Origin of the sequence: Deinococcus aerius (assembly GCF_002897375.1) — a bacterium.
Classification (GTDB): Bacteria; Deinococcota; Deinococci; order Deinococcales; family Deinococcaceae; genus Deinococcus; species Deinococcus aerius.
The window spans coordinates 209,622-229,284 of record NZ_BFAG01000008.1; the positions used below are offsets into that span (position 1 = coordinate 209,622).

General features: G+C 72.5%; 20 protein-coding genes. 7 read left to right on the top strand and 13 right to left on the bottom strand.

What is annotated here, in order from left to right; all coding sequences use genetic code 11:
• Positions 1-26: 26 nt before the first annotated feature.
• Genes DAERI_RS12570 through DAERI_RS12585 form a run of 4 tightly spaced genes read left to right on the top strand, consistent with a single transcriptional unit; the run spans position 27 to position 2,705 of the window.
• On the top strand, positions 27-371 hold the full coding sequence (locus DAERI_RS12570) for an AbrB/MazE/SpoVT family DNA-binding domain-containing protein (protein WP_103129761.1): 345 nt from the start codon (positions 27-29) through the stop codon (positions 369-371).
• Positions 368-778 (top strand): type II toxin-antitoxin system VapC family toxin, encoded by a 411-nt coding sequence (locus tag DAERI_RS12575; protein WP_103129762.1) that lies wholly within the window; start codon positions 368-370, stop codon positions 776-778. Before DAERI_RS12570 ends, DAERI_RS12575 begins: the two co-directional genes overlap by 4 nt.
• An 11-nt stretch (positions 779-789) precedes the next feature.
• On the top strand, positions 790-1,599 hold the full coding sequence (locus tag DAERI_RS12580) for an SDR family NAD(P)-dependent oxidoreductase (RefSeq protein WP_103129763.1): 810 nt from the start codon (positions 790-792) through the stop codon (positions 1,597-1,599).
• On the top strand, positions 1,596-2,705 hold the full coding sequence (locus DAERI_RS12585) for a phosphotransferase family protein (protein ID WP_103129764.1): 1,110 nt from the start codon (positions 1,596-1,598) through the stop codon (positions 2,703-2,705). Before DAERI_RS12580 ends, DAERI_RS12585 begins: the two co-directional genes overlap by 4 nt.
• Positions 2,706-2,765: 60 nt before the next feature.
• Here DAERI_RS12585 and DAERI_RS12590 read toward each other — a convergent pair whose 3' ends face one another.
• From DAERI_RS12590 to DAERI_RS12605, 4 genes are all read right to left on the bottom strand, one after another.
• A complete protein-coding gene (locus tag DAERI_RS12590; RefSeq protein WP_103129765.1) occupies positions 2,766-3,164 on the bottom strand; it encodes a type II toxin-antitoxin system VapC family toxin in 399 nt (132 codons plus the stop codon).
• Entirely contained in the window at positions 3,161-3,397 is a 237-nt protein-coding gene (locus tag DAERI_RS12595) for a type II toxin-antitoxin system Phd/YefM family antitoxin (protein ID WP_103129766.1), read from the bottom strand. Before DAERI_RS12595 ends, DAERI_RS12590 begins: the two co-directional genes overlap by 4 nt.
• A 139-nt stretch (positions 3,398-3,536) precedes the next feature.
• A complete protein-coding gene (locus DAERI_RS12600; protein ID WP_103129767.1) occupies positions 3,537-5,378 on the bottom strand; it encodes a glycoside hydrolase family 2 protein in 1,842 nt (613 codons plus the stop codon).
• A gap of 37 nt (positions 5,379-5,415) precedes the next feature.
• On the bottom strand, positions 5,416-6,177 hold the full coding sequence (locus DAERI_RS12605; RefSeq protein WP_103129799.1) for an alpha/beta hydrolase family protein: 762 nt from the start codon (positions 6,175-6,177) through the stop codon (positions 5,416-5,418).
• A 168-nt stretch (positions 6,178-6,345) separates the two neighbouring features.
• On the opposite strand from DAERI_RS12605, the gene DAERI_RS12610 reads away from it, so the two are divergent.
• The 3 genes from DAERI_RS12610 to trxA are packed head-to-tail and all read left to right on the top strand — an operon-like array spanning position 6,346 to position 8,454.
• Positions 6,346-7,050 (top strand): histidine phosphatase family protein, encoded by a 705-nt coding sequence (locus DAERI_RS12610; protein ID WP_103129768.1) that lies wholly within the window; start codon positions 6,346-6,348, stop codon positions 7,048-7,050.
• An 11-nt stretch (positions 7,051-7,061) separates the two neighbouring features.
• On the top strand, positions 7,062-8,012 hold the full coding sequence (gene lipP1 / locus DAERI_RS12615) for a LipP1 family hormone-sensitive lipase (protein WP_103129769.1): 951 nt from the start codon (positions 7,062-7,064) through the stop codon (positions 8,010-8,012).
• Entirely contained in the window at positions 8,005-8,454 is a 450-nt protein-coding gene (gene trxA, locus DAERI_RS12620; protein ID WP_103129770.1) for a thioredoxin, read from the top strand. Before lipP1 ends, trxA begins: the two co-directional genes overlap by 8 nt.
• Before the next feature lie 12 nt (positions 8,455-8,466).
• Here trxA and DAERI_RS12625 read toward each other — a convergent pair whose 3' ends face one another.
• The 9 genes from DAERI_RS12625 to DAERI_RS23210 form a co-directional block, all read right to left on the bottom strand.
• A complete protein-coding gene (locus DAERI_RS12625; protein ID WP_103129771.1) occupies positions 8,467-9,357 on the bottom strand; it encodes an MJ1477/TM1410 family putative glycoside hydrolase in 891 nt (296 codons plus the stop codon).
• A complete protein-coding gene (locus DAERI_RS12630; RefSeq protein WP_235610369.1) occupies positions 9,357-9,992 on the bottom strand; it encodes a putative glycoside hydrolase in 636 nt (211 codons plus the stop codon). Before DAERI_RS12630 ends, DAERI_RS12625 begins: the two co-directional genes overlap by 1 nt.
• A 71-nt stretch (positions 9,993-10,063) precedes the next feature.
• Positions 10,064-12,277: an Agd3-related carbohydrate-binding protein gene (locus DAERI_RS12635; protein ID WP_103129772.1), complete on the bottom strand. Its 2,214-nt coding sequence runs from the start codon at positions 12,275-12,277 to the stop codon at positions 10,064-10,066.
• Entirely contained in the window at positions 12,274-13,182 is a 909-nt protein-coding gene (locus tag DAERI_RS12640; protein ID WP_103129773.1) for an NAD-dependent epimerase/dehydratase family protein, read from the bottom strand. Before DAERI_RS12640 ends, DAERI_RS12635 begins: the two co-directional genes overlap by 4 nt.
• A 7-nt stretch (positions 13,183-13,189) precedes the next feature.
• On the bottom strand, positions 13,190-13,936 hold the full coding sequence (locus tag DAERI_RS12645; RefSeq protein ID WP_103129774.1) for a nucleotidyltransferase family protein: 747 nt from the start codon (positions 13,934-13,936) through the stop codon (positions 13,190-13,192).
• Between the two features lie 42 nt (positions 13,937-13,978).
• Positions 13,979-15,019: an NAD-dependent 4,6-dehydratase LegB gene (locus DAERI_RS12650; RefSeq protein WP_103129775.1), complete on the bottom strand. Its 1,041-nt coding sequence runs from the start codon at positions 15,017-15,019 to the stop codon at positions 13,979-13,981.
• The gene (locus DAERI_RS12655; RefSeq protein ID WP_165794194.1) at positions 15,016-16,320 is read right to left on the bottom strand and encodes a hypothetical protein; all 1,305 of its coding nucleotides are present in this window, start codon (positions 16,318-16,320) and stop codon (positions 15,016-15,018) included. The genes DAERI_RS12650 and DAERI_RS12655 overlap by 4 nt, the downstream gene beginning before the upstream one ends.
• Positions 16,317-17,813, bottom strand: a complete 1,497-nt coding sequence (gene pelF / locus DAERI_RS12660) for a GT4 family glycosyltransferase PelF (protein WP_103129776.1) — start codon at positions 17,811-17,813, stop codon at positions 16,317-16,319. The genes DAERI_RS12655 and pelF overlap by 4 nt, the downstream gene beginning before the upstream one ends.
• Before the next feature lie 311 nt (positions 17,814-18,124).
• The coding region (locus tag DAERI_RS23210) for a helix-turn-helix transcriptional regulator (protein ID WP_133162029.1) at positions 18,125-19,663 on the bottom strand (1,539 nt) is incomplete at its 5' end.

The following is a 19,663-nucleotide window of genomic DNA, read 5'->3' on the forward strand; positions in this document are numbered from 1 at the left end:
GCTGCTGGTAAGGAGGCGGGTAAGGAATGGCGACGAAGCTGACGGAGGAAGAGGTCTACTACGCCACTGTAACGAGCAAGGGCCAGATCACCCTGCCCAAGGATTTGCGCGAGGCTCTGCACCTGAAGGCCGGGAGCCAGGTGAAGTTCGTGAAGAGGGGGGAGGACGTGACCGTTACGCCCGCAGCGCGTCGTCGCCGCAGCCTGCGCGAGGCGCTGGGGACGCTCACTCTGCCGGACGGCATGACCGTGGACGAGTACATCAGCGACATGCGGCATGACCCGGGCGACCGGGAGATTCTGCAAAGTGGACCGGGCGTCAGGAAAATCACCTACGTTGAGGACCTGTTGTGGGAGCGCGGGGAAGAGTGAGCCTGCCGCCGCTCCTTTGCCTCGACACCAATGTGCTCCTGACGGTACTCGTTGGGGAGCCGAAAGCTGAGGCTGTTCTGGACTTCCTGAGCGGGGCTCGTGGACTCCTGGTGTGTGGACCCGTCGCAGCGGAGCTGACGCCTTCCCAACCCGACGCGGAGGGCTGGTTACGCGAGTACGGCATTGAGGTGGACTGGGTCCTTGGCCGCGCCGTCTGGAAGCGAGTTGGAGAGGCACACGCGGAATACGTCACCCGCCGCCGCGCTTCCGGCGGTGGGCTTTCCCGCCGCATCCTGACCGACTACCTCATAGGCGCCCACGCGGAGGTCGGCGGCCTGCCCCTCTTCACCCTGAACCCGGCGGATTACACCTCTTTTCCCAAGTTGGAAGTGCTGACGTTCAAGTAAGGAGCCCAGAGATGGAATTCCAGAACAAAATCATCGTCGTCACCGGCGCCGCTTCCGGCATCGGCCTCGCGCTCGCCACGCGCTTCGCCCGGGAGGGTGGGGCCGTGATCGCCTCCGACCGCAACGCGGGGGTGGGGGAGCAGAAGGCTGCCGAGATCGGGGCGCGGTTCTTCGCGGCGGATGTCTCGCGGGAGGAGGGTGTTTCTGCCCTGATCGCGGACGTGCTGGGGCAGGAGGGCCGCATCGACCTCTTCTGCTCGAATGCCGGAATCGCCATCGGCGCGGGGCCGGAGACGCCCGATAAGGACTGGGACCTCATCCACCGGATCAACGTGATGAGCCACGTCTGGGCCGCCCGGCACCTCCTCCCACATTACCTGGAACGCGGCGAGGGATACTTCCTGAACACAGCCTCGGCGGCGGGGCTGCTGACAGAATTGCATTCCGCCCCCTACGCCGTCACGAAGCACGGGGCGCTCGCCTTCGCCGAATGGCTGGCGATCACCTACGCGGACCGGGGCATCAAGGTCAGTTGCCTCTGCCCCGAGGGCGTCTGGACGCCCATGATCCAGAACGCGCCCATCCTCCAGCAGACGGCGATCACGACCGATGAACTCGTGGAAAAGACGCTCGAGGTGCTGCGGCGCGACGGTTTTCTCATCACCACGCACCCCACCACCCTCCAGGCCTTCCAGAACAAGGCGAACGACTACGACGGCTGGATCGGCAAGATGCGGCGGCTGCGTGAAAAGGCGATGGCACTTCTGGCGGGCGGGCAGGCGTTCGGGGGGGACGCGCCGCGCACGGAGGGCCACCCGTGACCCGTCCAGACACCGCCCCCGTCCGCCCGGGCGAGGAACTGCCGCTGGACGCCCTGCGGGAGGCGCTGCGCGGCAAGGTGGAGGGCGACGTGGACCGCCTGGCCGTCGAGCAGTTTCCGGGCGGCTTCTCCAACCTGACCTACCTCGTGCGGCTGGGAGATCAGGAGTACGTCCTGCGGCGCGCGCCCCTCGGCCCGGTGGCGGCGAAGGCGCACGACATGCCGCGCGAATACCGGCTGCTGGAGCGGGTGCATCCGGTGCTGCCCGTCGCGCCCCGGCCCGTGCTGCTCGTGGAGGACGCGGACGTGATCGGCGCCCCCTTTTACCTGATGGAGCGGCGGCGGGGCACGGTCGTGCGGACGAAACTCCCGCCCGAGTACGCGGCTCTTCCCGATGCTCCCCGGCAACTGTCGGAGGCGCTGGTGGACACGCTGGCGGACCTGCACGCGGTCGATATCGACGCGGCGGGATTACGTGACCTGGGCAAGCCCGAGGGCTTCAACACCCGGCAGGTCGAGGGCTGGGCCTCCCGCTGGCGCCGCGCCCGCACGGACGACCTGCCCCCGCCCGAGGAACTTCACGACGAGGACGTGATCGCCTGGCTGCTGGCGCACACGCCCGCCGAGTCCGCGCACACCCTCGTCCACAACGACTTCAAGCTCGACAACCTGATGCTCGACCCGGGGGACCCCTCCCGCGTGGTGGCCCTGCTCGACTGGGAGATGACCACGGTGGGCGACCCGCTGGTGGACCTGGGGCTGACCCTGACGTACTGGACGATGCCCGAGCAGCCGGGCCGGGAGGCGAACCACGTGGGGGCGAACGCGCCGGGTTACCTCAGCCGGGGGGAATTCCTGGCGCGGTATGCCCAACGTTCCGGGCGCGACGTGGGGGGCGTGGCGTGGTACGAGGTGCTGGGTCACTTCAAGCTCGCCGTGATCGTCATTCAGATTTACGCCCGCTACCGCGCCGGGCAGACGAGCGACCCCCGCTTCGCGCCGCTGGGGGGGCAGGCGCAGTGGCTGATCGGCGAGGCGTGGCGCCGGATCGGGGAGGTGGAGGGCGGGGGAACGGGGGAGCCGGAGGTTGCCCCCCAAATAGGGTGAGGTAAGGGCGACCTCCCTGCTCGGTGCCTCCTGCGGGGGCAGAGCCGGACCAGGGAGGGGCTACCAGACCCTTACGGTGGGGAACAGGTCCAGCAGGGGGTCCTTGCTCAGGATCGGCACGCCCTCGAACGTGGCCTGGGCCGCCAGAACACGGTCAAAGGGGTCCCGGTGCGTCACGTTCCACTGGCCGGCCAGGCGGGCATGGGCGTGCCCGATGGGCAATTCCCCCGCGCGGAGCCGCGTGGTTAACTGGCGGTAGTGGGCCTCGTCCAGAAACGGCGCGACCTCGGGCCACTTGCCCAGGTGATGCTTGATGCTCATCTCCCAGATGCTCGCGGCGCTGATCAGGACGGTGTTCCCCGGATCGCGCAGGAGGGCACGGACGTGCTCACTGAGCAGTTCCGGGGCGCCCACCGCCCAGGCGAACGTGTGGGTGTCGAGGAGGTAGCGGGCCTTCACAGGCCGGCGTCCCCCTCGAAGTCGCGCAGGAGGTCGTCCTCCGAGGGGGCGGCGAGGTCATGCTGGAAGGCGATGAGGTAGAAGCCGAGCGGGCGCTCCTCCGGCAATCCAAGCGGGACGAGCTTGGCGACGGGCTTGCCGTAGCGGGCGATGAGGATCTCCTCACCCTGCTCGACATCGTCCAGAAGGCTGGAGAGGTGGGTTTTGGCCTCGTGAACGTTGAGGGTCTTCACCCTGTTAGTCTACATTTGTTGGTTCTCTTTCGGGGGAAGGGTGACGTCCGCCCGGTGAGGGGATGGGGTGGCCCGGTCCTTCTGAAGGCGACGTTGAGCAAGACTGCGGTTCTCGGGCTGCTCCTCCCGCCCGATCTTCCTACCGCCTCACCTCGTCGTCACGGCTCTCGGCGGCGAGGTGCGTCTCGATCAGGAACTCGGCGGGCATGGAGCGGGGGTAGCCACCGTTGATGGCCCGCAGCCGGGCGGGGTTCATCTTGGGGCGGCGGTCGGCGTGCAGCAGGCCGTTGCTCTCCTGCTCGGTGTCGGTGAGCTGGGTGTAGCAGAATCCCGCGATGCCCTCGCAGTCCAGCACGGCGCCCACCAGTTCGGCGTACTTGGTCAGGAAGGCCTCCTCGTCCTGAACGGTGCCGTACCCCCACCAGCGTTCGCCCTGCGAGGGCGCGAAGCTGATGCCGCCGAACTCGGTGAGCATGACGGGCTCCCCGGCCCGCACCCGGGACGCGGGCAGCAGCGGGTAGTGGCCGGGCTGGACCGAGGTGAGGGTGCGCTCGACCGCCTCGCGGGTGCCGTAGCGTTCCAGCAAGGTCTTGCCCTCCGGCGTGTAGTCGTGGATGCCCAGGATGTCCCCCGCCACAAGCTGCCAGCCGTCGTTGCCGATGGCGGGCCGCGAGGGGTCTAGGGCTTTCGTGAGATGGTACATGGCCCGCACAAAGTCGCGCTGCGCGGGGTCGCGCTCCAGGTTGGGCACGCCCCACGACTCGTTGAGCGGCACCCAGGTCACGATACAGGGGTGGTTGTGGTCGCGGCGCAGCACCTCCAGCCACTCGCGCGTCAGGCGTTCCTGAGATTCCGGCGTGAAGGTGTAGGCATTGGCCGCCTCGCCCCAGACGAGCAGGCCGAGCCGGTCGCACCAGTACAGGAAGCGGGGGTCCTCGACCTTCTGGTGGATGCGGACCCCGTTGAAGCCGAGTTCCTTGACGAGTTCGACCTCGCGCCGGATGGCCTCCTCAGAAGGCGCGGCGAGGTGGCTTTCCGGCCAGTAGTTCTGCGCGAGCACAAGTTTGGGGTAGAAGGGCGAGTGGTTGAGCAGGAAGTGGCCGTCGCGGATCAGGGCGCTGCGCAGCCCGGTGTACGAGCGCACGTCGTCCAGGACCTCCTCGCCGCGCAGGAGGGTGACCTCCACGTCCACCAGGTTGGGATGGCGCGGCGACCAGAGAATTTCCCGGTGGTCGCGCACCAGCCGCCCCTGGTCGAGGGCGATGTCCCGGCTCAGCTCCGCCCCGTTCAACTCGTAGAGGTCCGAGGCCAGCCGCTCGCCCCGCAGGAAGAGGCGGACCCGCAGCCGCAACTCCCCCCGCGGCGCCTCGTTGAGCGTGACCTGCACGTGCAGCGCCGAGCGGTCGAGGTCGGGGGTCAGCCGCAGCGACCGGATGTACGTCCCCGGCACCCGCTCCAGCCACACCGGCTGCCAGATGCCCGTCGTGCGGTGGTACCAGATCGCGTGCGGCCCGGGCTTCCAGCCCTGCTTGCCGCGCGGCTGGGCGAGGTCGCGGGGGTCGTCCTCGGCGCGGACGGTGACGACCTGCTCCTCATCCTCCGTCAGGACCGACGTGAGGTCGGCGGTGAAGGGAGCGTGCCCGCCCTCGTGCCGCGCGACGAGTTGCCCATTCACCCAGACCTGCGCGCGGTAGTCCACCGCCCCGAAATGCAGCAACAACCTTCCGGCGCGGTCCTCCGGCGTGACCGTGAAGGTGCGGCGATACCAGACAACGGGGTGATAGGCGGGGTCGTCAATCCCACTCGCCGCCGACTCGGGCGGAAAGGGCACGGTGATCTCGCGGCCAAAGGGCTCTTTGCGGGAGAACCAGCGTTCCTTCACGCCGCGGTTCTCGTCGTCGTACGCGAACTGCCAGGTGCCGCACAGGTCGGTCCAGGACGCGCGGGTGAGCTGCGGGCGGGGGTGCAGGGGTTCGGTCATAGGCCAGGTCCACTCTAAACCGGTGGTGGGACCGGGATTACGCCTGGCCGGACGCCCCCAGTTGGCGGGTCAGCCAGTCCGCCGCGTCCTCGATGGCGGCGGCAGGCAGGCTGTGCCCGGCGTTCCACCAGCGCAGCTCCTTGGGTTCCCGCGCCGCCGCGAACAGTCGCTCGGCCTGGTCGGGCCGGATCACCGGGTCGCGGCGGCCATGCACCATCAGCAGCGGGCAGCCGAGCCCCCGCACCGCCCGAAGGGGGTCCACGACCGTGCGGGCGAGGGTGGTGAGCGGGGTGCCCAGCGGCAGGTCCCCCCCCGCCGCGAGCACGAGCGCCCTCACCTCTCGCTCCCGGGCGGCGAGGGCCGCCCCCAGGAAGGAGCCCAGCGAGTACCCCACCACGGCCACCCGCCCCGGGTCCACGGCGGGGTGGGTCCGCAGGAACTCTGCGGCGACCCCCGCCTCCCGCAGGGCGAGGCGCCACAGCCGGGCCGCCTCCAGCGGGTTTCGCAGGCCATTCAGCTCCAGGGGATTGCCGCGCGAGCCGTGCAGCGGCAGGTCGGGGGCGAGGGACGCGACGCCCCGTCGCAGCAGCACCTGCCCCACCGAGTCCGTCATCACCTCCCCGCGCGAGGTCAGGCCGTGCAGGAGGAGGGCGGCGGGCACCTTCACCCCCGGCTCCCTGTTCGGCAGCAGGAGGAGGGCGGGCACGGAGTCCCCCTCCACCCGCCACTCCAGACGAAGGCGGGTGCCCCCGGGAACTCGCTGCTCGGCCTGGATGACGGGAGGGGAGACGGACGGCATGCGGGGAGGGTAGGGCGGGGGGAGGTTCCGGTTCGTGACGAGGTTGCCCAAGGACGGATGAGGCGGGTTGTTGCCTGACAGGCCTCCCCGGTGCAGTACGCTGGGCGACGTGCCCCACAGCCGAATTCAACCGTGGGGGACCGGGCACGCCGTCCAGCCCGCCTCCCCATGAGTACCCTGATCCTCGTCCGCCACGGCCAGGCCACGCCCTTCGAGGCCGACACCGACCGCCTTTCGTCACTCGGGGAGGCGCAGGCGCGGGCGGTGGGCACCTATCTGGCGGAGGCCGGGCTGGAGCCGACGGACGTGATCTCGGGCTCCCTCGTCCGGCAACGGGAAAGTGCCCGCCTGGCCTGCGAGGCGGCGGGGGGCGGCTGGCCCGAGCCCGTCACCGACCCCCGCCTCGCGGAGTACGACGGGGACGGCCTGACGCGGACCCTCGCGCCGCTGCTCGCCGCCCGTGACCCGAAGTTTGACGCCCTGGTCCGCACCTACGAGCGCGAAAAGCACGGCCCGGAGCGCAACCGGCACCTTCAGCGGATGCTCGAACCCCTCACCGCCGCCTACCTGCGGGGCGAGGTCGCGCACGCGGGGGTGGAGGCGTGGGCCGACTTCCGTGCCCGCGTCCACGCCTTCCTGCGCGAACTCCTCGCCGGACCCTCGGGCCGCACCGTCCTCGCCTTTTCCTCGGGCGGCGTGATCGGCGTCACCGTCGCCGCCGTGCTGCGCGCCCCCGATGAGAGTGCGCTCACCCTCAACTGGCGTGTTCGCAACGGCAGCCTCACCCGGCTGACCTACGGTGGGGGCCGCGCCAGCCTCGACTCGTTCAACGAGACCGCCCACCTCACCGAAGAACTCTCGTCCTGGCGCTAAAGGAGACCCGCATGGCCCTCGATCCCCACCTCAAGGAAGTCCTCCTCCAGATGGCCGCCGCCCCCCAGCCGAATGGACTGGAGGAGCTGCGTGCCGCCGTGATCGCCAACGCCGCCCGCAGCCCGAAGCGTCCAGTGGAAATCGCCGGGACGCGCGACCTCACCATTCCGGGCCCGGCCTCCGACCTGCCCGCCCGGCTGTACACGCCGGTAGGGGAGGGGCCGCACCCGCTCACCGTCTATTTCCACGGGGGCGGCTTCGTCGCGTACTCCATCGAGACGCACGACAGCGTGTGCCGCGAGCTGTGTGCGGGGGCGAACTCAGCGGTGCTGAGCGTCGAGTACCGCCTCGCGCCCGAACACCGCTTTCCCGCCGGGGTGGAGGACGCCTACGCCGCCCTGCTCTGGGCCGCCGCGCACGGGGAGGAGCTGGGCGCCGACTCCTCCCGCCTTGCCGTGGCCGGGGACAGCGCCGGGGCGAGCCTCGCCATCGCCTGCACCCTGCGCGCCCGCGACGAGGGTGGCCCCCGCATCCGCGCCCAACTGCTGATCTACCCCGCCGTGGACTTCGTGAACACCGGGCGTTACCCCAGCCGCCGCGAGAACGCCGAGGGGTTCTTCCTGACGGAGGAGCGGATGCGCTTCTTCGCGCAGATGTATCTCGAAGACCCTGAACATGGGGCGCATCCGCACGTCTCGCCGCTGCACGCCGCCGGGCTTCACGACCTGCCCCCCGCCCTGGTCATGACCGCCGAGTTCGACCCCCTGCGCGACGAGGGCGCGGCCTACGCCGAGGCCCTTCAAGCGGCGGGGGTCCGCGCCGACCACCTCCCCGGCCCCGGCATGATCCACGGCTTTGCCAACATGACGGCCTTCTCGCCCGCTGCGGCTGGGCTGCTCGACCGCGCGGCGGGGTGGCTGGGGGCGGAACTGGGGACACGGCAGGAGAGCGCCCGTGAGTGACGTTGCGGTGTGCGTCCACTGCGGGGCGAAAAATCGCCTGGGCACCCCTCCCGCCGGGCAGGTGCCGGTGTGCGGGCGCTGCGGTCACCCCCTGCCCTGGCTGCTCAGCGCCTCGGACGCGACGTTCGGGGCCGAGGTCACGGCGTCCGTCCCGGTGCTCGTGGACTTCTGGGCCGAGTGGTGCGGCCCCTGCCGGGCGGTCGCGCCCGTGTTGGAGGACCTGGCGCGCGAACATGCCGGGAAACTCAAGGTGGTCAAGCTCGACGTGGACCGCAACCCGGACGTGTCGGGGCGCTACGGGGTCCGCAGCATCCCCACCCTGATCCTCTTCGAGCATGGTCGCCCGGCGGAGACGTGGGTGGGCGCGCTGCCCAAGGGGACGCTCAGCGCCCGGCTGGCGCCCTATCTGCGGCAGGGAGGCGGGGGGGAAGCGGCCAGATAATCCCTGGCCGGGTCAGCGTCCCGGCGGCAGCCGGTCGAGCCCCACGTCTGTCACGTACGGCACCAGCCCCGAGGCCCGCGCCCGTTCGTACGTCGCGCGCACGAGGGCCGGGTCCGAGGCGTAGTCCAGGGTCAGGACCGGCTTGCCCGCCGCCCGCCACAACCGGTAGAGCGCGAGCTGGCCCACCTGACGTTCCGAGTCGGTGGGCCGATTCGTGGCGTACACGAACGTCTCCTCCTGCCCGGTCGCGTCCACACAGGCGGCGTAGCGGGGGTCTCGGATAAGGGCCGCGGCGTTTTGCGGGATGATCAGGAACTCGGGGTCGCGGGCCCGGGCGTGGGCGGCGGCGCGGCAGACCCACGCCACCATCTCGGCGGCGGCGGTGGGCCTATCCGGGTGGAGTTCGTAGGCGTCGATCAGGTCGAGGTACGCGCCGTGGAAGCCCTGGTCGATCACCCGGTCGAGTTCGCGCAGGGCGAGGGCCTGCCACGCCGGGTCCCAGTACGCCACGTCGTAGTTGCCGGGCCAGTCGGGGTCGGGGCGCAGCAGCCACGCGGGCTGGCCCGGCCTCCACCCCGGCTGCCAGTACGCGCGGAAGTTCTCGGCGGCCCCCAGGCTGAGGTAGGCGATCAGGAGGCGCCCGCGCGCAGCCTCCCGCACCTCCGCCGGGGTCCAGGCCCCCCCGTCCCCCCAGCGGGTGGGGTCCACGACGACGAGATCAAAGGAGGAGTCCCGCACGCCGCGCAGCCCCGCGTCGCCGTACCCGGTGAGCTGGACACCCCAGGTGCGGACGGCGGCGAGCTGGGCGTGACGGGAGGGAGCGGTGTCCGTGCGGCTGGAACTGCCGTCGGCGGCGGCACAGCCACACAGCAGCGCGGCGAGAAGGAGGACGGGGCGGAACATCAGGGGCAGCCTCCGGGCAGGGAAAGGGCGCGGTCGGTCACGAAGGTGGGCACGTCCCACCGGGCAGCGTGAACGTGGGCGAGGCGGGCGAGCGCGGGCGTGTCGGCATAGTCGAGAGCGAGCACTTCCAGGCCAGCCGCGCGGCAGGCGGCGAGCCAGTGGGCGGTGTAGTCGAGGCCCATCCTGTCATGCAGGCCGTACCGGGGCGTATGGGTCGTCCCGAATGCCTCCATAAGGACTCCGTCTACCAGCGGGGCGAGGCCGGGCAGGAGGGAAAAGCCCCGGTTGGCGAGCAGGTACACGCCCGGCCACGCCTCCCGCATGTCGCGCACCCGGTCGACCGTGGCGCCTTCCTCCGCACTACAAAGCGTGTCGAGGAGCAGGCCGTCCGTGTGGGCGAGGGCTTCGGCGGCACGTTCAAGCAGCACTTCGCGCCAGCCGGGGTGCGCCGCGTCCACCGCCACGCTCCCCCAGTGGGGGTTCACCGCCCGGTGGTAGGGCCGGCTTCCCGGCACGCAGGCCCGGTCGCCGAGCGGGTGGTCCTCGCCCACGCTCAGGTAACCCAGGACCCGGGTACCCCCCTCCCGCAGGGCGCGCAGGTCGGCGGGCCGGTAGAGGCCCGGCTGGACGACCACGGTGTTGAAGGTCTCCAGGTCGCGCAGCGCGGCTCCCGTTCCCGGCCCGTAGTAGACGGCGTGAGAACCCCTCAGCGCGGGGTGACGGTCACGGTGGTGCCGCCCGTGCCGACGGGGAAGAGGGCGATGGAGCGCCCGCCGTAGGTCTCGACACTGGCGCCCGCGGGACCCGCCGTGCCCGTCATGAAGATGCGGGGGGTGCCGGAGGCGCTGCTGACCCGCACGGTGTTCGTGGAGCGGTCCCACACCGCCGTGAGGCCGTCCTTGGCGCCCTCGTAGCGGGTGCGGGCGTCCACGTAGGCGCCCAGGTCGTTCCAGCGCAGCGTGTTCAGGGGCAGGGTGCTCGCGGCGGCGTACTTGGTCAGCACGGCGCGGACCCAGTCGGTCGCCAGGCTGTGGCCGGGGGCGTACTGGTTCAGGTTCGTCTGGTGCATGTAGTGGGGCCACGCGGCACCCGACAGGACATGCTGGAAGCCCAGGTCGCTCTCCCGGTCCAGGAACTGGGGGTAGGTCAGGTTGCTCGGCCAGTAGGGGGCGGTGCCGCCGGGGCCGTACACCGCGTTGTAGCTCGTGACCGCCTCGTCGGGGGTGGTGGCGTAGTAGTAGACGTTGACCGGCCAGCGCGGCACCAGCAGAATGTTCGTGTTCATGGGGTGGTAGATGCCGCAGCTCGGGCAGTTGGCGTTCCACTGGCTCGCCACGCTCCGGTTGGAGGCGAGGTAGCGCACGCCGCTCGCCTGCGCGGCCTGGAGCATTGCCGGGTTACTCGCCGCCAGGCCGTAGTCCTGCTTGGGCTGGCCGTCGGCGGGCTCCTTGTACCCCAACCCGCTCATCTCGCCCGTCACCAGGCTCTTCTCGCTGAGCTTCAGGCCCATAAAGAGCCCGATCAGGGTGTTCTGGAAAATCTGCTCGAAGCTGTCCTGCCGGTTCATCACGTCCATCAGCGGGTGGTCGCGGGTGTGGTTGACCCAGTCGAAATCCGAGCGCAGGCACTTGCTGACCGCGCTGAGGGGGTCCCTCACGTTGCTGCCCGGCGTGCAGGTGCGCGGCGCGAGCACGTCCGCGCCCAGGCCGTTGTACATGATCGCGTAGCGGAAGTTCGCGGCCACGGGGAAGTCGCGCCGCACTGTCTCCTGCTGGGCCTTGGTCGCCAGGGCGTCGGAAACCCCCAGGCGGTAGCTGTCGGCGGCGAGGGTGCGCGTCGCGGCGTCGTAACGGTCGTCGGCGGCGAACCAGTCGTCGATGTCCACCCCCAGGAAGCGGCGGTACTCGCCCAGGAAGACGCCGCGAGTGAGCCACCCGATCAGCCCCGGCCCGAGAAGCTGGGTGTGGTTCATGTACTCGTTCTCGGCCATGGTGAGCAGCAGCCGCTCGCGCCCGTCGGCGGCGGTGCTCGTGACGGCCAGGACGTTCCCAGACGCGTCCTGAAGGAGAGGCTGGGTGCTCACGCCGGGCACGCTCTCCACCCGGCTGGGGTAGGTGTAGGCCAGGCGCACGGGCACGGCCTGGTTCGTCAGGTCGGTGAACACCCCGCGCCCGGCGGTGGTCACGCTGGCGTCGGTGTTCGCCGTCTCGGTGCCCGGCACCGCGCGCAGGCCGTAGTCCTCGGGGGTCACGCCGGGGTAGCCGAAGAGGGCGAGCTGCCGGACCTTGAAGGCCGCCTCGTACCCGAACAGGGTGGCCCATTCCGAGTCGTCCAGGGCGCTCGTGTACATGCCGGGCGAACTCTCAGTCGTCAGGGCGTTGCTCGCCAGGATGACGCCCGCGTAGCGGCCCACCCCGTCGGGGCCGACCAGCCGCTCGGGGGTCAGCGCCTGGGTGGTCGCGTCCAGGGTGTCGAAGGGGATGCCGTGCTGGCGCAGCAGCGCCCGCGCCGGGCCCAGGCCGAAGTCCCCCGCGCCCGCGTGCAGCACCAGGATTCTGAGCGCCACTTTGTTCGTCTGCGCGTTGGCGGGCAGGGCCTGGGCGCGGAGAGCAGCCCCATGGGGAACCGTGGCGGGGCCGAGCCGGGCGCCGCTCAGGTCGGGGCGTGCGGCCCCGCCCAGGCTCTGCGGACCCACGACGCCGGGAGGGGCACCGGGGACTGCCCCGGCGGGAGTCACGGGATGATGGTGGCCCGCGTGGAGCGGCTCGCCATAGCGGGTGATCTCGCTGAGCTTGACGCCGTTCTCGCCCACGATCTCACCGCTCGTGTCGGGGGTTGGCGTCGTCGCGGAGGGACCTCCACCGCAGGCGGTCAGGGCGAGGAGAAGCGTCAGGGGCAGGAGGGGGGAGAGGGATTTCATGGGGCTCCTTGGGGGATCGGGGGGGCGGGAAGGGCCGCGAGCAGCTCGGCCAGGGCGTCTTCGAGGGAGTGGAGGGGGGTGAAACCGGTAGCGTTCAGGCGTGTGAGGTCGGCGCGCTGGTAGGGCACGTCCCCGCTGCGGGGGCTGCCGGGGGCGTCCTCGTGCCACTCGCCCGTGAAGCCGCACAGCCGGGCGAGGACGGTCACGAGGTCGCGCACGGGCCGGGCCTCGCCGCTGCCGACGTTCACCACGCCGCGGAGTTCGGCGCCGGGCTGACCGGGCAGGACGTGCAGCACCGCGCGGGTCACGTCCCGGACGGCCACGAAGTCGCGCCGGGCGCCGAGCGGGCCGAAGCGCACCGGGGTTTGTCCGTCTGCCGCCCGCAACTCCCGCGCCGCCCGGCCCGGCAGGGTGCCCGCGTTCATGCCCGCCCCGACCGGGTTGGTCAGGCGCAGGGCGAGGGCGTCCACCCGGCCCGCGCGGGCGGCCTCGTCGAGCAGCAGCGTCCCGGCGAGCTTCGTCGCCCCGTAGGGCGAGACGGGACAGGTGGGGTCGTCCTCGCGCGAGGTGTGCCCCTCGGGGACCGGGCCGTACTCGGCGGCGGAGGCGAGGTGGACGACCCGGGCACCCGTGCGCGCCGCGCCGTCCAGCACCCGGGCGGGGAGGAGGACGTTCGCCCGCGTCAGTGCCGGGAGGTCCCCCCCCGTCCGTCCCGCCGCGTTCACGATCACGCCCGCGCCGCCCAGCAGGGCGGCCCACTCGGCCTCCGGTAGGGCCGTCAGGTCGGTGTGGGCGGGGGGCAGGCGCACGTCCAGCCCGGCCTCCCTCAGCGCGCGGTGGAGGTGCCCGCCGAGAAAGCCGTTCGCGCCGAGCAGCAGGGCGGTGGGGGAGGAGGCGGGCGTCATCCGGGCCTCAGTCCGCCGCGCTGCCCTGCACGAGGTCGGGGAGCAGCACGGGCGCCATGCTCGGCCACTGGGCGTTCGCGGTGTCGTAGTCCTCGGGGCGCCCGATATCGAGCCAGTAGCCGCCGAAGAGGTCGCTTCCCGGGTGTTCCCCGGCGGCGAGCAGGTCGAGCATCAGGGTGTCGAAGCCGAGGACCTGCCCGGGCGTGTAGCGCCGCAGCGTTTCCCGTGTCATCGCGTACACGCCCATGCTGACCTGGAACTGCACGGTGGGCTTTTCCCGGAAGGCGACGATGCTGCTCTCGCCGCCTTCCCCGTCCACGTCCAGCACCCCGAACTCGCTGCGAATCTCGCGGCGGTAGGTCGCCACCGTGACGGGCCGCCCGCTGCGGGTGTGGCGGCGCAGGAAGGTCCCGTAGTCGAGGTCGGTGAGCACGTCCCCGTTCATGATCAGGAAGTGTTCGGGCAGGGTGTCCAGCACGTTGAGGACCGGCCCGATGGTGCCCAGCGGCGTCTCCTCGTCGGTGTAGGTGACCGTCAGGCCGTAGCGGCTGCCGTCGCCGACGAAGGCGCGGATGAGGTGCCCCATGTGCCCGATGGCGAGGGTGACGCCCGTGAAGCCCGAGCGCCGCAGTTGCATCAGCACGATCTCCAGGATCGAGTAGGTGTCCCCGATAGGCACGAGGGGCTTGGGAACGCAGGTCGTGTACGGGCGCAGGCGGGTCCCTTTACCTCCGGCGAGAATCACTGCGTGCATGGGTTCGCTCCTTTCGTTTCCCGGCATCGCGGGAGGGGGAAGTCAGACGGTGTACTCGCCCACCCGGTAGCGGGCGAGGTGGGCGGGGTTGGTGAACCACTCGGCGGTGCGGCGCAGGCCCTCTTCCAGCGAAACCTCGGGTGCCCAGCCGGTGAGGTCGCGCAGGGCCGAGGCGTCGGCGAGCAGGCGCATGACCTCGGAGCCCTCGGGGCGCAGGCGGATGTCCTCCTGCACGACCTCGACCTCGCGGCCCATGACCTGCGCGATCAGGCGCACGGTGTCCCCCACGCTGATCTCGCGGCCCGACCCGGCGTTCAGGACCCGGCCCAGCACCTCGTCCCCGGCCTCGCCCACGGCGCGGAAGGCGCGGGCGGTGTCGGCCACGAAGTTGAAGTCGCGGGTGGGGCGCAGGTCGCCCAGCCGGATCTCGGTGCGGCCCGCCGCGATCTGGCTGATCACGGTGGGGATCACCGCGCGGGCCGACTGCCTTGGCCCGTAGGTGTTGAAGGGCCGCAGGGTCACCACGGGCAGCCCGAAGCTGAGGTGGTAACTCTCCGCGAGCTTGTCCGCCCCGATCTTGGTGGCCGAGTACGGCGACTGGCCCTGGAGGGGGTGCGACTCGTGGATGGGCACGGTGCGGGCGGTGCCGTACACCTCGCTGGTGCTCGTGTGGACGACCCGCCGGGTGCCGAGGTCGCGGGCGGCCTCCAGCACGTTGAGGGTGCCGGTGATGTTCGTCTCCACGTAGGAGCGCGGCGCCACGTAGGAGTACGGGATGGCGATGAGCGCCGCGAGGTGGTACACCGTGTGCGCCCCCCCCATCAATGCCCGCACGCTGCCCGCGTCGCGCACGTCGCCGAGCTGCACTTCAACGTGCTCCAGCACCTCGGGTTCCAGCGTGTCGAGCCAGCCGTACGAGCCCTGCGAGTTGTAGATCGCCATCGCGCGGACGCGGTAGCCCGCCCGGACGAGTTCCTCGGTGAGGTGCGACCCGATGAAGCCGTCCGCGCCGGTCACGGCGACGAGCGGGCGCCCGGAGGAGGAGCGGGAGACGGTGGGGAGGGAGGCGGCGGTGTGGGTCATCGGTAACTCCGGGGGTCTTGCAGGGCGGACAGCGCCAGCGCCAGCAGCGAGAGGGCGAGCAGGGGCAGCAGCAGCGTGGGAGACAGGGAGGTGAGGGTGAGCAGCAGCGCGGTGACCGTCCACACGGCCAGGAGCAGCGGCGCCCGCCCGTGGTTGGCGAGCCACGCACTCAGCAGCAGCGCCGCGCCGGAGGCGGGAATCACGGTGGGGAGGTCCGGGGGCAGGCCGGGACCCCCCAGCGCCGGGTCGTCCAGGAGCCGCACCCCCAGCGCGAGGGCCAGCGCGTACCCGGCGGCGACGAGGATCACGGCGAGGCGCCCCCGCCACCGCAGCGCCCCCAGGTCGCGCTCCTCGCGGGCGGCGTGTTGCAACCTCTCCTGGGCGTGCCACACGCCCGCCTCCAGCCCCCCGGCGCTCAGCACGAGGGGAAGGAGCGCCCCGGCTCCCAGCCGCGTGCCCAGCGCCACGCAGGCGGCGGCGAGCGCCCAGCCGTACGCCGCCAGCCGCAGCCCCGGCGTGAGGGTGGCCCAGGAGACGGGGAGCGTGCCCGGCACCCGGGTGATGCTCCACGCCGCGTAGGTCGGCATCGCCGCCAGCAGGCCGAGCGCCGCCAGGGCCGCCGGGAGGGACGGCTGGGTCAGGGCCACCCCGGCGGCGAGCAGCGGCGCGGCAAAGGCCACGGTGAAGACCCCCATCCTTCCAAAGGCGAGCAGCACCCCCGCCGCCCCGCTCGCCAGCGCGACCACCCCGCCGACGAGGGCGCCCAGGGCGAGCTGGCCCGGCCCCGCCAGTCCCCCCGCCGTGAGCGCGCCCCCCAGCACGCCCACGAGCGTTCCCCCCACCAGCGCGGCCCGCAGCGCCCGGCCCGGCACCCCCAGCGGCTCGGCGTAGCGCAGCGCGGCGAGGAGCATGACGTGCCCCCACCCGAAGGCCGCCGCGAACACGAAGGCCGCCGTGGCGCCCGGCCCGAGCGTCCCCGTCACCAGCAGCCCCGTGACGCCCGGCAGCAGGTACAGCGGGCCGCGCAGCAGGGTGCGCCACGGGAAGGAGGGCGCGGGCCGCCGCACCCGGCGGTTCAGGGCCTGCCCCGAACCGCGCTGGGCGTACAGCAACTCCGCCGCCTGGAAGAGCCCCTGCGCCCCGTAGCGGCCTTGCAGTTGCTCGTCGCTCAGGCCGTCGGCCTCCAGGTAGGCGGCGATCTCCAGGGCGTCCACGGCGTGGGCGCGCTCGGGAGCCAGGCGCAGGTCCACCTCGCGCAGGCGGCCGGGCAGCCCGGGCACGGGCGGGACCGAGCCGGTCATGCCTCACCCCCGGCGAGCGCGGCGGGGTAGGCCCGGCGGTAGGCCTCCAGGCAGCCCCCCAGCGTGAAGAAGTCGAGCACCCGGTCGCGGGCGGCCTGGCCCAGCCGGGCGCGCAGGGGGGCGTCAGCGAGCAGGCGGGTCAGCGCGCTCGCCACCCCCATCACGTCGCGCGGGCGCACAATCAGCCCGGCCTCGCCCACCGCCTCGGGCACCCCGCCGACCCGGGTGGCGACCGGGGGGCGGCCCATCGCCATCGCCTCGATGACCGTGTAGGGAAAGCCCTCGGAGACGCTGGTGAGCGCGACGACCTGCCCCGCCCGGTACGCCTCGGTGATGTCGGGCACCCGGCCCTCGAAGGTGACGTGGCTCCCCAGGTCCAGGTCGGCGGTAAGTGCGCGGCAGTGGCGCTCGTAGCCCTCGTTCCCGGCGGGCGTGCCGCCGAAGAGCCGCAGCCGCGCCCCCGGGGTCTGGCGCCGCACCAGCGCGAAGGCCCGAATCAGGGTCTCCAGGTCCTTGAGGGGGTCCACCCGCCCGACCCAGCTCACCACCGGCCCCTCGGGCTCGGGGCCCGCCGGGGGGAACACGTCGGGGTCGATCCCGTTGTACACGCAGCGGATGCGCCCCGGGTCGGCGCCCAGCCGCTCCTCCCAGCGGCGGTTGTAGTGCGAGCCGGGCAGCACGAGCGCCGCCTCCCGGTAGGCCAGGCTGCACAGCAGACGGTAAAAGCGCAGCAGCAGCGCCTTGAACCCCGGGCTCAGGGCCGCGTGCCGGAACTCCAGGTAACGCTCGCGCAGGTACACCCCGTGCTCGGTGAGCAGGAAGGGCGTGCCCCGCTGCCAGCGCCCATGCAGGGCGAGGAGCGCCGCGAAGCCGTTGCTCACCGCGTGGCCCACGTCCGCCCCGGCGGGCACCGTCGACAGCGGGCGCAGGCTGTGTTCCAGCCACACCTGCACGTCGAGCGCGTCGGCCACCGAGGGCAGGGGCAGCCGGGCGCGGCCGGGCGTGCGGTCCCCCGCCTGCCGCCGGGCGTGCCCCTGCCATATCTCCAGGGTCATCCGGGCAGCCCGCCCCCCATCCAGCACCCCGGTGAGGCTGCTCCCCTGCCCCAGGTCGCTCAGAGCTCTCAACGCCGTGCCGAAGCCGTTCAGGTCGAGCAGGCACAAGGCGTCCAGCAGCGCTGCGTAGGCCTCCAGCACCGCCGACACGCGGCGGCCACTGGGCCGCGGGCCGGGCACCGGGGCGTCCCACAGCGGCACCTGCCGCACGCTCACGTTGGCGGGCAGGTCGAGGGCGGGCCGCGCGAAGGTCGTGCCCGTGATCGCCTCCACCGCGAAGTGGTGTTCACCCAGGCCGCGCACGAGCTGATCGACCCACACGCTCACACCGCCGTGGGCCTGCGGATAGGTCCCCTCGGTGTACAGGGCCACCCGCAGGCCCCCGTCCGCGGCGGGCGGTGGGGTCAGGGGAAGGAGGCTGGAGGAGGCATGGGTCATGGGGTCACTCACGGAACTCACAAAGAAAAAGGGCGGGAGCGCCGCCGCGTTCCGCCCACTGGGGGCCACGATTGCGGGAGGGCCCCCCGACCCTGAGGAAAAATCTACATTCCCAGACTGACAATGTGAAGAAACCCACCCCGAAGTATGAGAGACTTCCCCCATCGGACGCCCGGCGTTCCCTCTGGGGTTGGGAAGCGGCTGGGTTCAGGGCCACTGACGAAAGAACCCGTCAAGCTGGGCCGTTTGCTGCGCTGGGGGTCAATTCCGCGGGGCGTCCCCGGCGCCAGGTGTGGACCCTTCGCTCGCGCTCAGCGTGACAACTTCCGTTCATCGCTCGACGTGGGGCCGGTCTCTCGCGGCAGCAGCCCCAGCTCGGCGGCCCGGCCCACCGCCTCGGCGCGCGAGCGGCTGTCCAGGCTCGCCAGAATGTTCCCCACGTGCATCTCCACCGTGCGCGGGCTGAGCCGCAGCTCCCGGGCGATGGCCTTGTCGGTGCGCCCGCGCGCGACGAGGAGCAGCACTTCGAGCTGGCGCCGGGTGAGCCAGGCGGCGGCACCCCGGGGCGGTTGGGTTCCGCGTTCCCCCACCGCCTCGCCCAGGCTCTCCAGTGTTCGGGCGGCGTTCCGGGCGAGCGTGACAGCGTGCAGGCCCCGCGCCACCCGGTGCGCGGCCCGGAGCTCGCCCAGCGCCGACTCGCGTTGCCCCAGGGCCGCCAGAGCCTGACCGGCGCGCAGCCGCGTGGACGCCTCCTCGAAGGGCGTGTCGGTGTCGCGCAGGAGCCCGGCGGCGACCGCGAACTGGTTCGCCGCGGCCTCCGGCTGGTCCTCGAACCACGCGAGTTCCCCCAGCGCGTGCGCCAGCGCCGAGAAGGCGACCGGCCCGCCGTTCAGGTCGGCGGCGCGGCTCAGGGCGTCGGCGGCACGCCGCAGGTCCTCCCCCGCGCCCAACCCGGCGAAGAGGCTCGACGCCCAGCGCAGGGCGAACAGCACGTGGTAGTGGTCCTCGGCCCCCTCCCACACCTCCAGCAGGTCCCGCACCCGGCCCGCCGCCGCTCCCGGGTGGCCCGCCGCGTCCTCGGCCAGCGCGAGGCCCCACAGGGCGCGCAGCACGACGGGCGTGAGGCCGGTCTGCCGCCCCAGGGCGAGCGCCTCCAGCAGCAGGGGCCGGGCGCGGGACGGCTGCCCCCGGTGCGCGAGCACGGTGCCGAGCATCGCCCCGGCGACGGCGCGCGCCCCACCCGACGAGGCGGGCGAGCCCAGCACGGCGCGGCACTCCGCCGCCGCGCGGTCCCAGGCGCCATTCTGGTACAGCGGCACGGCCAGGCACGCGCGGCAGGCCGCCGCCGCTGCCGCCTGGTCCGCCGGGCACAGGCGGATCGCCTCCTCGTACGCGGCGCGGGCCGCGGCGTAGTCGCCCCCCTGCTCCAGGCTGTCCGCGATGCGGTGCAGCACCTCGACGGTCGCCGCCGTGTGGTCCCCGGCCAGCGCGAGGGCCAGGCCCTCCCGGGCGACCGCGAGCCCCCGGGCAACCTGCCCCAGCCGCGCCCGGGCGTTCCCCTCCTGCCCCAGGATGCGGGCCTCCAGATCAGCCCGCCCCGCGCGCCGGGCGTCCGAGAGGGCCTCGGCGAGTACGTCCAGGGCGGCGCTGCACTGGCTCGCCGCGCGCAGGGCCGCGCCGACCGCCAACCGCTCCCCGGCGGCGTCCGCGAACAGGCCGCAGGCGGCGTAGGCGTCCGCGGCGGCCCGGCGGGCCCGGGAGGCCTCCTCCCACTGGCCCTGGAGTTCGAGCGCCCCCGCGAGGCGGTGCTGGGCCGCCGCGAAGCCCCGCGTGTCGCCCGCGGCCCGGCG

Coding starts and splice junctions, on each gene's coding strand:
- DAERI_RS12645 (WP_103129774.1), bottom strand. CDS start 13,936: ATGCACGCAGTGATTCTCGCCGGAGGTAAAGGGACCCGCCTGCGCCCG.
- DAERI_RS12635 (WP_103129772.1), bottom strand. CDS start 12,277: ATGAAATCCCTCTCCCCCCTCCTGCCCCTGACGCTTCTCCTCGCCCTG.
- DAERI_RS12640 (WP_103129773.1), bottom strand. CDS start 13,182: ATGACGCCCGCCTCCTCCCCCACCGCCCTGCTGCTCGGCGCGAACGGC.
- DAERI_RS12570 (WP_103129761.1), top strand. CDS start 27: ATGGCGACGAAGCTGACGGAGGAAGAGGTCTACTACGCCACTGTAACG.
- DAERI_RS12610 (WP_103129768.1), top strand. CDS start 6,346: ATGAGTACCCTGATCCTCGTCCGCCACGGCCAGGCCACGCCCTTCGAG.
- DAERI_RS12605 (WP_103129799.1), bottom strand. CDS start 6,177: ATGCCGTCCGTCTCCCCTCCCGTCATCCAGGCCGAGCAGCGAGTTCCC.
- DAERI_RS12625 (WP_103129771.1), bottom strand. CDS start 9,357: ATGTTCCGCCCCGTCCTCCTTCTCGCCGCGCTGCTGTGTGGCTGTGCC.
- DAERI_RS12600 (WP_103129767.1), bottom strand. CDS start 5,378: ATGACCGAACCCCTGCACCCCCGCCCGCAGCTCACCCGCGCGTCCTGG.
- DAERI_RS12650 (WP_103129775.1), bottom strand. CDS start 15,019: ATGACCCACACCGCCGCCTCCCTCCCCACCGTCTCCCGCTCCTCCTCC.
- pelF (WP_103129776.1), bottom strand. CDS start 17,813: ATGACCCATGCCTCCTCCAGCCTCCTTCCCCTGACCCCACCGCCCGCC.
- DAERI_RS12580 (WP_103129763.1), top strand. CDS start 790: ATGGAATTCCAGAACAAAATCATCGTCGTCACCGGCGCCGCTTCCGGC.
- lipP1 (WP_103129769.1), top strand. CDS start 7,062: ATGGCCCTCGATCCCCACCTCAAGGAAGTCCTCCTCCAGATGGCCGCC.
- DAERI_RS12655 (WP_165794194.1), bottom strand. CDS start 16,320: ATGACCGGCTCGGTCCCGCCCGTGCCCGGGCTGCCCGGCCGCCTGCGC.